Genomic DNA, 12,730 nt, shown 5'->3' on the forward strand with positions numbered 1-12,730 from the left:
CATCCGCAATCAGATAGGATGCAGACGCATGACCGAAGGCCTAGAGGAGCATTGGGATACGCGCGTGAAGGCGATCCTGAAGGCGGAACTGAAGCGTAAGGGCGTCACCTACGCGCAGCTTGTCGACAAGCTCGCCGCCATCGGCGTGAAGGAGACCGAGCCGAACATTCGCAACAAGCTCGCGCGAGGTAAATTTACGGCTGTTTTTCTGCTGCAAGTTCTAGTAGCGATTGGGGCGAAAGACATTAGGATCGAATGAGTTATGCGCTTTGAGTTGATCCGACTAGTTCTTACAAAAAACACGGGCCTATTTGCCACCGATATGCCAAGAGAGCTTTGGCTAAGAATTGTTTTTAATATTCAATTTACCTTCGTTCACCGCCGCAAAACGTATCATTATGTTCCCGTTTCCAAGAAGGATACGGCGATGACGCTCCACAAATATTGATGGGACGAATTGGAAGACCCAAAATAATAAAGGAAAATGAACCGCCGGAAGGTGGATTGGAGGAAATAAGACGAGAAAGTTGGACCGCAGCCCATATCTATAATGACCCCCGTCATCACGAAGACGGCCAGAAAGTTGCCTTTGAGCAGTCGGAGCTTGGCGCTCCGCTAGTTATATTGAGATCAATGGTGTCGCAAATTAACAAAAGGTATGACGCACCCTTTGCGATTGCCGCGAACCCCATTAGCCACATCGACAGCTTCAAATCATTTATCGAGCAGCACCCATACGATATAACATATATTCAGTTCGATCTGAATACCCCCAACATGTTTGGCCTAAGAACTACCGTTGACGAGGAAATGCGGCAAGCAAAAGACAAATTTAATGCAAAAAGGGCGCGAATTGTTTTAGCCAACGAAGACGGAATGCAGCTTAAAGACAACAAAATTTCGGAGATTGGCGGATACGCATTGGAAGGCGGGGGCGAGGTTAAGGCCAAAGCTATGAATAATGCCTCTTTTAGCTCGTCAAAGACAATAGAAACTGCTAATGTGGAAACTCCTGAGGGGGCCGACGAAAGGACGATCCTTTCTATCATTTGGGATCGTATTTTTAAGCGATGACCAACACCATCAGTTATTGCATTCTGCTTTGCCTCAGCGCAATCGTGGTTGTGCTTGCTGCTGCGGCGCCAAACGTAATTGGTGACAAAAACACCTTTTTTGCCGCCTTTGTGAATCATGAGCTTCTGAACGTTCTTGGGGTTATCGTCGCGATTACGGTTGCTTCTGCAGCCCAGCTTCACCTCACCTTGAACGGGATTGAGGAAAGAATGGGCCAGTCTAATAGCTTCATCTCGACGCGGGCAGGCATACGATCCTCCGTCTACGGGCTAATTTGGCTTTTCCTGCTTGCCCTGCTCGTGGTCATTCTCAAGCCGGTGATTGCGCTAGAGAACTGGTCGCAGACCCTCGCCAACGGCGCGGCGGTCGTTATCATCGTTTGGAACGTGCTGGTTCTCATCTTCTGACAGAGGCCGTCTTTGGGATACCACCCGTCATTGATGACGAAGAGGACGGGCAACCGTAGGCCTCGTGATGGTCGATGAGATCTTTGACGAGCGCTGGCTAGGCGCGTCCATCCCGTCCGATCACTGGCACTTCCACCGCCAGCTTTTAGCTCGCTATGGCATCGTCATGGCACCGGGCGAGTTCACCGGCATGCTCAACGATATCACCAAAGGGCGGGCTCTGCGGTTGGTCGAGAGGCCGAAGGGCCGAGCCATCTTTTCTGTCCGTCTCAAGACCGCGGGCGAACGCATTTACGTCTTGGCCGTCAAGCGACGGGTCATCACCGCATGGCCTCCCAACGCGAGGCTCAATCAGAAGCGGCGAGACCTCATAGCGGCGCTTGCGGCAGAGCCACAGCCCGAACTAGGCTGATCCAGCCGCAAGCCGTTCAGGACGTAAGCTCAAGGACGACCGCAAGGTCGGGCACGAAGCATTGCGGCACCATCGTATCCAACGCCATGACGGGTGATGGCCTATGCCATCATATTTGGTGCATTTGCTCCATAAGGCCGGAATTTTACACCGACTATTTTGCGACGGTCGGGGAACGGGTCGCGATCGTCGTTACGTTTTCTGCTCATCGCAGCGTGTTCCAAAGTACGCTTGAGCGCTTCTGGCCCTCGATGGCAACCGTCCGGCCCAAACGCTGAGTATTGGGCACTGCGGCCTCCCGCGCGTCGTTGCCGGGGGCAGAGCGTTCGGTGACCTTTCCTGCCTGACGCTGGCGAAATCGAGCCGGGCTGGGTGCACTGACGGCAGACCATGCCTAGGCGCATCTGGACGATGTCGTCGGCGTCACGGTCGAGTTGGTGCGCGGAACCGATGGCGGGCGCCGCAGCCCTACAAGCGACCGCCACTGGGCTCAACTAGGTGTTTGATCCCGCGGTGTGGTGATACGGTTGAGCACCATGCTGCGAGGGAAGCGCTATGGGCCAAGTTCTCCATGGAAGCGCCACCACGACGGAGGCAGTCCGTCGCGCGATCCAGCTACGTGAAGAGAGCGTAAGGGCGCTGGCCCGGCGCTACAGCGTCAGTCCGACGACGGTGCAGAAGTGGCGCAAACTGGCGACGACGGCGGATGCCCGGATGGGACCTAAAGAGCCGCGCTCCACCGTGCTCACGGTCGAGGAGGAGGCGATCATCGTCGCTTTCCGACGACATACGCTCCTGCAGCTGGACGATTGCCTTTACGCGCTCCAGGCCACGATCCCGCACCTGACCCGCTCATCGCTGCATCGCTGCCTGCAGCGGCACGGCATAAGCCGACTGCTGGAGGTCGACGGCGACAAGCCCAAGCGGTCGCGCTTCAAGGTCTATCCGCTCGGCTACTTCCACATCGATCTGGCTGAGGTCCACACGGCGGAAGGGCGGCTCTACCTGCTCGTCGCCATCGACCGCACGACCAAGTTCGCCTTCGTCGAGCTCCATGAGAAGGCGACCCGGCGGGTTGCCGGCGACTTCCTCCGCCATCTCATCGAGGCGGTGCCCTACAAGGTGCACACGGTGCTCACCGACAATGGCACCCACTCCACGACACCCGGCAACATCGCCTCGGCCGCCTCCATCATCAAGGAGGCGATTGCAGCCGGCGAGACATTCCGAGCCCACAGCTTTGAGTCCGCCTGTGCCCGCAACGATATCGACCATCGCCTGACCAAGCCGCGGCACCCTTGGACGAATGGGCAGGTCGAGCGAATGAACCGCACGATCAAGGACGCGACGGTCAAGCGCTACCACTACGAAAGCCACGAGCAACTTCGTGCTCACCTGGCCGACTTCGTCAGCGCCTACAATTTTGGCCGCCGCCTGAAGACCCTGCGTGGCCTCACACCCTACGAGGCCATCTGCAAAGCATGGTCTGCCGAGCCCGGTCGCTTCAGGTCAAACCCGATCCACCAAATCCCGGGACCAAACATCTAGTCAGCAACATCTCGCGTTTGACAGGTCATCGCTCTTCCCTCACCCAGATACCGGTCGGCTGCGAGCAAAGCCTTGGACGGTTCGGAAGGACAGTGACCGGCTCGTCGAACGGCAGCATGCTGTCACACTGCATGACCTTCACCGCCCGCGTGGATTCTCGCGAGCTGCTGGCGTGTAAGCGCCCCTGCCGTTCCGGCAGCTTTCTAAGGGGGCTTCTGGCCTGGGTTTTCCCCAGAGTCGGCACCCCTTTATCCGTGGATGAATCGCATTGCACCCTATCCTCTCTGTCCCGGCCCAGCCGTCACTTTGCGTCCACGCCTGCCACTCTCGGCTGATGACGCGGGCGACATTCAAGCTGTTCTTGCTCCCCTCGCGGCGTCGTTCCTCAATCGTCAGCAGCCGCTGTCCTCGGCTAGACGGATAGCACCCTGAGCGAGGCGACAGCACACCCCGCCCCGGGCGGCGATAGCGCCGATGCAAAACTCTTACATGCCCCTGTGTCGACCGACGAAGTTTCAAAAGGCGTGCGGTCCCAGCCACGGGTGCAGCTAAAGGCCGAACGCTGCCTTATGACGGTTCTATGGAAGCAGGGCTGGTCTCCCCGCTTCGCGAGCGCCCTCATCTTGTGTTAGGAACTGAGCCTAGGCATCGCCTCATACCGAGACACTGAATGGACTTCGCTGCGGCCTAACGCGCGATTAAATCGGGATCGAAGAATCATCGCGATTACCGAGTGAAGCCTTCGAACACCCTGCATTAATAAAGGCAAGAATTGTTTCGCAGGGGCCACACCTGGAGACAAACCCTTATCCTACAACAATATTTTACGTTTGAAGTCCTTTTTTAAAAGGCAAGCATGCCAATTTGCTTTGCTCAGCGAGGTCGCACCCTCAACAACCGTTTTGCACCCCACAACAATTTGCGGTATCCAAGTCCGGAAATTCAGAATCATTCTGCTCTGTCGCTGGTAGCGGAAGCATTTACGGCAGGTTTAGTAAAAAATTTGCCATGAACATTGGGCGCAAGCCCTTGATGCTAATTCCGTCGCAGAGTTGACTTAGATATTCCATCAATTGTGCTGCTTGATAGGCTACCAGGAAAAATGGCAAAGATCTTCGGCACAGTCCAAAGTGATTTTAATCTAACTGGTGGCGCCGAAGGCGACCTAATATATGGCGGCCCTGCAGGGTCGAATCAGAATTCCAACAACGGGAACGATTATATTTACGGCAACGGCGGCAACGACACGTTGGTCGGTGGCGGTGGCAACGACGTCCTGGATGGCGGTGCGGACAACGACAGCCTGAACGGCGGAGATGGCGACGACAGCCTTCGAGACGGCGACAACCGCTACGTCCTGGGTTCGACCGCAGGCAATGACCGTCTCATCGGCGGAGCCGGGAAGGATCTTATCGAGAGCTACGGCGGCGTGGACACGATCGACGGCGGCTCGGGTATCGATAGCCTGATCCTCGATCGCTCATCGACCAAGGCGAACCTGACCTTTTCGATGACGGGCTCCTCCACCACCCTCGTGGGTGATGGGACTAGGGTCCTTAATGTCGAGTCGATCAGCCTTACCGGTGGGACCGGCAATGATCGGTTTACCACGGGCGACGGTAACGACACGCTCATCGGCGGCGGTGGACGAAATATTCTTTCGGGCGGCGGCGGCAACGACAGTCTAAGTGACTACTCATATTTCGGCTTCTCGCCTGAAGCCCCCCATGATACTGACAAGATGCTTGGCGGCAACGGCGACGATCGCATGTCGAGCAACGGCGGGGTTGACATCATTGATGGCGGATCCGGTCTAGACAGCGTCACCCTCGACCGCTTCACCGCAACGGCCGGTCTCACTTTCACGATGACCGGATCGACCAGCAAGACCACCCTGGTGGGAGACGGCACCACGGTCGTGAATGTGGAAACTGTTAGCCTGATTGGCGGATCAGGCAACGACCGCTTCACCACGGGCAGCGGCAACGACCTGCTTAACGGCGGTGGCAGCAACGACATCCTGAACGGAGGCGACGGGTTCGATACCTTGTTTGGTGGCATCGGCAATGATCAGCTGAACGGCGGCAACGGTGGCGACACTTTAGACGGCGGGGCAGGTAATGATACGCTGCGAGGCGGTGACGGCGATGACACTCTATCGGGTGGAGGAGGAGCAAACCTCCTCGACGGCGGAGCCGGCAATGACTCTCTCTCGGACGCCACGTATCCGTCCTGGACGGTCCTAATCGGCAACGACAGGCTCATCGGCGGAGGCGGTTCCGATCGGTTAGCTAGCTATGGTGGCGCTGACTTTATCGATGGCGGCGCTGACAGCGACAGCGTCACGATCAACCGCTCGTCAGCGGTCAATGACCTGACCTTCATCATGGCCGGATCCGACAGAACGACCACCCTTAACGGTGATGGCACGCGGGTCATTCATGTCGAGACCATCAGCCTAACTGGAGGCTCGGGTAACGATCGCTTCACGGCGGCGACAGGTAACGACACGCTCGACGGCGGAGCCGGTAACGACCAACTCGATGGTGGTGAAGGCACGGATTCTCTCTCTGGGGGGATTGGTAACGACCGCTTGAAGGGCGGTGCTGACAACGACTACCTGACCGGCGGTGAAGGGTCCGACCTTCTCGATGGTGGTTCCGGGGATGACAGCCTGAACGATGGGAATGGCTACTCGGGCGCCACCTCCACGGATAACGACCGATTGCTGGGTGGAAGCGGTAACGACCGTATCTCAAGCTATAGCGGTCGGGACGTGATCGACGGGGGAACCGGAACCGATAGCCTCACTCTTAACCGCGTTTCGGCTACCGCAAACCTGACATTCACCATGGCAGATGCCGGGACTGTCACGACGCTCATTGGCGACGGAACGACGGTCGTTGGTATCGAGACCATCAGCCTGACCGGCGGTTCCGGCAATGATCGCTTTACCGCGGGCGCCGGCGCCGACACGCTGAATGGCGGGCTCGGTAATGACGTGCTGAGCGGCGGTGCCGGCAACGACAGCCTCATTGACGGAGATGGCTCCTATCTTGACGCGCCAACCGGAAACGACAGACTGCTCGGTGGGACTGGGGACGACGTCATCAGAAGCGCCGGCGGGGCAGACACCATTGATGGTGGAGCAGGCTTCGATACCGCCTTCATTGACCGCTCATCCGCCCTCGTTGCTCAAACTTTCTCCATGACTGGCTCAACTGGACGCACTGGAGACGGTACGACGATCGTCAACGTGGAAAGCCTTCACCTGATCGGCGGCTCGGGCAATGATCGCTTCACCACCGGCACCAGCGATGACTTCCTTTCCGGAGGCGGCGGCAAGGACGCTCTGAATGGCGGTGCTGGGAACGATGTGCTGGACGGCGACGCCGGGGACGATACGCTGAAGGGTGGAACGGGCGACGACACGCTGAACGGCGGAACCGGGAATGATACTCTCGACGGCGGGGCAGGCGACGACCGCCTGAACGAGTTCAACGGCTACACTTCCAGTGCGTCGACTGGCAACGAACGGTTCATGGGCGGAACCGGAAACGACAGCATTTCGAGCCGCGATGGAGCGGATATTATCGACGGTGGCGCTGGCACCGACACAGCATACATCGACCGATCCTCATCGATCACAGCGCTATCATTCGCTATGACGGGGTCTACCGGCATCACCAAAATCGGAGGTGACGGGACGACAATTGTCAATGTCGAGAACATTTCTCTCGTCGGCGGTATGGGCAACGATCGCTTCACTGTCGGTGCAGGCGATGACAGCCTGTACGGTGGAGCCGGCAATGATCAGTTGAACGGTGGAGCCGGTAACGATGTGCTCTACGGCGGGTTAGGCAAGGACACACTGGTCGGCGGTGCGGGTAGCGATCGCCTCTACGACGCCGATTTTTATGGCTTCACCCAGGTAGCGAGCATTGACCGTCTCTTAGGCGGAAGTGGAGACGACAATCTTACCAGCTACGATGGGGCCGACATCCTTGATGGCGGGACAGGTACCGACACCGCCGTCATCAATCGCTCATTAACAACAGTCGCGCTGACGTTCTCCATGACCGGGTCCACCGGCATCACAAAACTTGTGGGTGACGGCACCACAATCACGAATATCGAGAACGTGTACCTCACCGGCGGCTCGGGCAACGATCGCTTCACAGCTACTGCTGGCGATGACACCCTGTACGGCGGAACCGGGAACGATAAGCTGAACGGTGGAGCTGGCCACGATGTGCTGGTGGGAGGTGGCGGCGACGACATGCTGAATGGCGGCGCGGGCAACGACCGCCTCGACGATGGCGACCCGTATGGCTTCAGTTTTGCAACGAGCAATGACAAGCTCTTGGGCGGAAGCGGCGACGACGACATTGGAAGCTACGCTGGCGCCGATGTCATCGACGGCGGTACGGGCACAGACACCGCCATCATCAACCGTGGCTCGGCGACTGCCGCACTGTCATTCTCGATGACGGGGTCCGATGGTGTAACAAAGCTCGTGGGCGACGGCACCACGATCACCCATGTCGAAAACGTCAGTCTCACCGGCGGTGCGGGCAACGATCGCTTCACCGCCGCCGCCGGAGATGACAGACTGTTCGGCGGAGTCGGCAACGACCGCTTGAATGGCGGAGCTGGCAACGACTACCTCGTCGATAGCTCGGACTACTACGGCAGCATCCCGTTTCTCGCACCGGACCGAGACACTATGATAGGTGGAAGTGGCGATGACAACATTACAAGCTATAGCGGCACGGACACTATCAACGGGGGTACCGGTATAGACACGGCCTTCATCAATCGGTCCTCAGCGATCGCAGGCCTTACATTCTCCATGGCGGGATCAAGCGGAATTACCGAGCTCGTGGGAGATGGCACCACGATTGTCCAGGTCGAGAATGTCAACCTCATAGGTGGCACGGGCAATGATCGCTTCACAACGGCTGCTGGCGACGATCGCCTCATCGGCGGTGCCGGCGACGATTATCTCAATGGCGGTGCGGGCAACGATGACATCCTCGATGACTATAACCCCTACAGCCCCTATACGATCGCCTGGACAGACCGCGATACGTTGATTGGCGGAAGCGGCGATGACGAGATCATAACCTCCAATGGGGTCGACGTCATCGATGGAGGGACAGGCGCGGATATCGCCTTTCTTCATCGCGAGATGGCAACGACTGATCTGACGTTCATCCTGACTGACTCAATGGGAACGACCACTCTTGTAGGTGATGGTACGACCGTCACCAATGTCGAGACAATCAAACTGAGCGGTGGCTCAGGCAACGATCGATTTACCACCGGCACCGGAGACGATTGGCTGAGTGGCGGCCGAGGCAACGACATCTTGAATGGCGGCAACGGATCGGATTCCGTCTCTTATGTCGGCGCGTTTGGCTCGGTGGCTGTCAATCTTGCCACAGGAGAAGCCCATGGAGCGGACGGCGATGACACCCTAATCGGAATCGAGAACGTCCAGGGGTCATCTTACGACGACATGTTGACGGGCAACAATCTTAGCAACACTCTGAACGGTGGAGGTGGTTCCGATACCCTAGCTGGCGGCAAGGGCAGTGACACGTTCCTCTTTGCAACATGGTCAAGCGGCGGGAACGCCACTGTCCATGTGTCCGACTTTAACTCGGCCGAGTCGGACAAAATTCATCTTGACCGATACATTTACTCCGCGGTCACTGATGAAAACGGCGCCGTTCCCACGCATCTCCTAAAAGGGATGTTCGTCAACGGAACCGTTGCGCAAGATGGGAATGATCACATCATCTATGACCGTGCAACTGGAAGTCTCAGCTACGATGCCGACGGCGTCGGAGGAACGGCAGCTATTCATCTCGCGACCCTAGATAACAAGACCGAGCTAACATTTGCTGATTTTCTAATCGTCTAAGTATATTAGCCAAAGCTAATTACATAAGAATTTTATGCAAAACGCATATTGTATGCTCATAAAAATCTGCGTGTTCAGCTTGAACGATATTCGTAATAGGCTGCTCCCGCAACACACGGCAAACCTGTGGGCGGGAGCATCCAAAAGCGGGCGCGATAGCTGGGACCCCGTTGGCCACCTGCGACTCGTGAAGTTCACTGATAAAGCATGAGTTGCATGAAGCCGGTCTTTTGGTCCGACCTTCAGCCGGGTCGGCGGGGAAGCCGCCGGTCCAAGCTTCCCCTTATGTCGGCCCTTACCGAGCGATCTGCAATCGCAGGGCAGTAGCGGCCGATAGCCATTCGTACTCAGGCGAATTGCTCGCCTGTTGGCCATTCAACATGATCTTCCCCCGGTTCCACGGACACGGGGTTTAGCTCGCATTCCGTTCGGCTTGCTCGGGCGTGATGTAGCCGAGAGCCGAGTGGATGCGCTGCCGATTGTAGTAGCCTTCGATGTAGGCGAACAGGTCGCGTCGGGCCTCGTCCCGGGTCGCCCATCGTCGCTGGTGGACGAGTTCGACCTTGAGGGTGTGGAAGAAGCTTTCCATCGGGGCGTTATCGTGAGCCCCAGCCTGTCCGGCTCATGGAGGGCGTCGCCTTCATGCCGACGAGCAGCTTTCGATAGGCCTCGGCAGCGTATTGGCTGCCGCGATCCGAGTGACAGATGAGGCCGGCCCTCGGTCGCTGACGTGGAGTGGCCATCATCAGGGCCGCCGACGTCAGTTCGGTCCGCATGTGCTCGCGCATGGACCAGCCGACGATCTTGCGGGTGGCGAGATCGAGGACGGCCGCCAGGTAAAGCCAGCCTTCTCCGGTCGGCAGGTAGGTGATGTCCGCCAGCCAGACCGTGTTGGGTAGCGCGGCGGAGAACTGCTGCTTCAGGAGGTTGGGCGCGATCGGCAGATCGTGACGGCTGTCGGTTGTGCAGGGCCGGAATCGACGTCCTGCCAGGGCTCGGATGCCATGACGGCGCATCAGGCGCTCCACCCGCCCACGACTGGTCGTTCGCCCCTCTGCGCACAGGACGGCATGGACCCGAGGCGAGCCGTAGCGCTTCTGATGCCCGACATGGATTCGGCGGACGTCGTCGAGAAGGCGACGGTTGGACGCCGACCTCGCACTCTCGGGACGCGATCGCCAGTCGTAGTAGCCGCTATGAGAGACTTCGAGCACGCGGCACATGAGACGCACCGGCCAGGTGCTCGCATGCTGCTCAATGAAGGCGAACGTCACTTGGGCATCTCCGCAAAGATGCCGATCGCTTTTTTTAGGACGTCGCGCTCCATGCGCGTCCGGTCGAGTTCACGCCGCAGACGGGCGATCTCGGCCGCCTGGTCGGAGGGGGAAGCCACCGAACTTGCGGATGCGGCTCCCGGTGGACCTGCTACCCGCGGCGGTGGGGAGCCACCCATCAGCCCCGTGCGCCACTGCCTCAGCATCGAGGGTTGGATCCCGAGTTCGGCCGCGATCTGCATCTGCGGGCGGCCGCTGCTCTCCAGCAGCGCCACCGCCTCGCGTTTGAACTCCGGGGTGAACTCGCGTCTCGTCTTGGCCATCAAACACCTTCCCCGCCCGCAAGGAGCGTATCAGAGGTGTCCGTGGAACCGGGGGAAGATCAAACACGCTGACGAAATGCCAGAACCGTTCGATCAGTCCATTCTCCGACCACATGTCGCGAATGGAAGCTCTGAACGCTTCACCATCAGACACTCCTCGGTTCCACGCCATGAATGCGATGTACGCATCGGCGAGACGCTGGCCTTCAGCGGAGCCCACCGGCATTTCCTGGCGCATCGCCGAACGTACTTGGTCCAAGATCATGTCCTGTCGCGCTCGCCACGCTTTGAGGTCGTCCCGAGCCTTACGACAGCCGAAGGTCCGCCCCGTATCGATCGCCTGAGCACGTAGCAGGCGCTGGAGACGCACATCTGCCAGCACTTCGCTCACCTTCAGCCATGCATCGACTTGATCAGCAGTGGGCTCGTTGGGAAGATCCGGTGCAGCTATCAGACCATGCATGGTATCCCGCCACTTAGCAGGCTGCTGCAGAAGTCGCTGGTCGGCTTGTCTCTGAGATGATTCACTCTGTCCGTGGCGGGTTGGGGGTCGAGCGATGCGCGGGCGTGAGGATCGGTCGGAGAGCCTGTTCAGCTACATCCGCCTGGAGGAGCGCGTTCCGGCCGATCATCCCTTGCGGCCGATCCAGGCGCTGGCCGACGAGGTCCTGGCCGGGCTGAACGGACGCTTCGAGGCACTGTATTCTGGGATGGGTCGGCCCTCGATCCCGCCGGAGATGTTGCTGCGGGCGACGCTGCTGCAGGCCTTTTTCTCGGTGCGGTCCGAGCGGATGCTGATGGAGCAGATCGACTACAACCTGCTGTTCCGCTGGTTCGTCGGGTTGGAGATGGACGCCGCGGTCTGGTATCCGACGGTGTTCACGCACAACCGCGACCGGCTGCTGGAGGCGGATGTCGCCCGCGCCTTTCTCTCGAGCCTGATGGCCCTGAAGCCCGTCAAGCGGCTCCTGTCGAGCGACCACTCTTCCGTCGACGGCACGCTGATCGAGGCCAGGGCGAGCATGAAGAGCTTCCGGCCGAAAGACGGCTCGGGCGAACCGCCGGGCCCCGGCCGCAACGGCGAACGCGACTTCCGCAAGGAGACGCGCTCGAACGAGACCCATGCCTCGACCACCGATCCGGATGCCCGGCTCTATCGCAAGAGCGCGGGCCAGGAGAGCCGGCTGTGCTTCATGGGCCATGCCTTGATGGAGAGCCGCAACGGGCTCGTGGTGGACGCCACGCTGACCCATGCCACGGGGACCGCCGAGCGCGAGGCGACGCTGACGATGCTCGACCAGCGTCCGCGCCGGCATCGGATCACCCTGGGGGCGGACAAGGCCTACGATGTCCGGGCCTTCGTCGGCGACCTGCGGGCGCGCCGCGTCACGCCCCACATCGCCATCAACGGGGCGGTGTCCAAATCCGGCAAGCCGCGCAAAACGGCCATCGATGGTCGTACCACCCGCCATCCCGGCTACGTGATCAGCCTGCGCTGCCGCAAGCGCGTGGAGGAGGTCTTCGGCTGGATCAAGGTCCAGGCGGGGTTGGCCAAGGTCAAACTCCGGTCAAAGCCCAAGGTCGAGGCGGCCTTCACCTTCGCGGCGGCTGCCTACAACCTCGTTCGCCTCCCAAAGCTTCTGGCCCGGGCGGCGGGATGAGGGGTAGGCCCGGGGCCGGGGCTCACCTCCAGAAACGGAGGCACCGCAGAAGGTGACGAACCGAACCGCCTCAAAAGCGCCGGTCCCCGCCACAACAGCCAA

Annotated in this window: 7 protein-coding genes and 1 pseudogene; 7 read left to right on the forward strand and 1 reads right to left on the reverse strand. The window is 59.3% G+C overall.

Annotation, left to right across the window (positions count from 1 at the left end; all coding sequences use genetic code 11):
- Nucleotides 1–28 precede the first annotated feature (28 nt).
- The 6 genes from K368_RS0105615 (at nt 29) to K368_RS0105635 (ending at nt 9,370) form a co-directional block, all read left to right on the forward strand.
- Entirely contained in the window at nt 29–259 is a 231-nt protein-coding gene (locus K368_RS0105615; protein WP_027171542.1) for a DUF6471 domain-containing protein, read from the forward strand.
- A 188-nt stretch (nt 260–447) separates the two neighbouring features.
- Nucleotides 448–1,074, forward strand: coding sequence for a hypothetical protein (locus tag K368_RS26495; RefSeq protein ID WP_155935028.1), 627 nt, complete (start codon nt 448–450; stop codon nt 1,072–1,074).
- Nucleotides 1,071–1,481 carry a hypothetical protein gene (locus K368_RS0105620; protein ID WP_027171543.1) on the forward strand — a complete coding sequence of 137 codons (411 nt, stop codon included), beginning with the start codon at nt 1,071–1,073 and terminating at the stop codon, nt 1,479–1,481. The genes K368_RS26495 and K368_RS0105620 overlap by 4 nt, the downstream gene beginning before the upstream one ends.
- Before the next feature lie 67 nt (nt 1,482–1,548).
- Nucleotides 1,549–1,893 (forward strand): hypothetical protein, encoded by a 345-nt coding sequence (locus tag K368_RS0105625; protein WP_027171544.1) that lies wholly within the window; start codon nt 1,549–1,551, stop codon nt 1,891–1,893.
- Between the two features lie 555 nt (nt 1,894–2,448).
- Nucleotides 2,449–3,441: an IS481 family transposase gene (locus tag K368_RS0105630; RefSeq protein ID WP_027171545.1), complete on the forward strand. Its 993-nt coding sequence runs from the start codon at nt 2,449–2,451 to the stop codon at nt 3,439–3,441.
- 1,102 nt (nt 3,442–4,543) lie between these two features.
- Nucleotides 4,544–9,370 carry a calcium-binding protein gene (locus K368_RS0105635; protein WP_027171546.1) on the forward strand — a complete coding sequence of 1,609 codons (4,827 nt, stop codon included), beginning with the start codon at nt 4,544–4,546 and terminating at the stop codon, nt 9,368–9,370.
- A gap of 412 nt (nt 9,371–9,782) precedes the next feature.
- Here the strand turns inward: K368_RS0105635 and K368_RS25835 are convergent.
- Nucleotides 9,783–10,967: pseudogene (locus K368_RS25835) on the reverse strand (IS3 family transposase).
- A gap of 557 nt (nt 10,968–11,524) precedes the next feature.
- Between K368_RS25835 and K368_RS0105650 the strand changes: the two are divergent.
- Nucleotides 11,525–12,628, forward strand: coding sequence for an IS5 family transposase (locus tag K368_RS0105650; protein WP_027171548.1), 1,104 nt, complete (start codon nt 11,525–11,527; stop codon nt 12,626–12,628).
- The last annotated feature ends 102 nt before the right edge of the window (nt 12,629–12,730 follow it).

Source organism: Methylobacterium sp. 10 (genome assembly GCF_000519085.1).
In the GTDB taxonomy this organism is placed as follows: domain Bacteria; phylum Pseudomonadota; class Alphaproteobacteria; order Rhizobiales; family Beijerinckiaceae; genus Methylobacterium.

Coding starts and splice junctions, on each gene's coding strand:
- K368_RS26495 (WP_155935028.1), top strand. CDS start 448: ATGGGACGAATTGGAAGACCCAAAATAATAAAGGAAAATGAACCGCCG.
- K368_RS0105630 (WP_027171545.1), top strand. CDS start 2,449: ATGGGCCAAGTTCTCCATGGAAGCGCCACCACGACGGAGGCAGTCCGT.
- K368_RS0105635 (WP_027171546.1), top strand. CDS start 4,544: ATGGCAAAGATCTTCGGCACAGTCCAAAGTGATTTTAATCTAACTGGT.
- K368_RS0105650 (WP_027171548.1), top strand. CDS start 11,525: ATGCGCGGGCGTGAGGATCGGTCGGAGAGCCTGTTCAGCTACATCCGC.
- K368_RS0105615 (WP_027171542.1), top strand. CDS start 29: ATGACCGAAGGCCTAGAGGAGCATTGGGATACGCGCGTGAAGGCGATC.
- K368_RS0105625 (WP_027171544.1), top strand. CDS start 1,549: ATGGTCGATGAGATCTTTGACGAGCGCTGGCTAGGCGCGTCCATCCCG.
- K368_RS0105620 (WP_027171543.1), top strand. CDS start 1,071: ATGACCAACACCATCAGTTATTGCATTCTGCTTTGCCTCAGCGCAATC.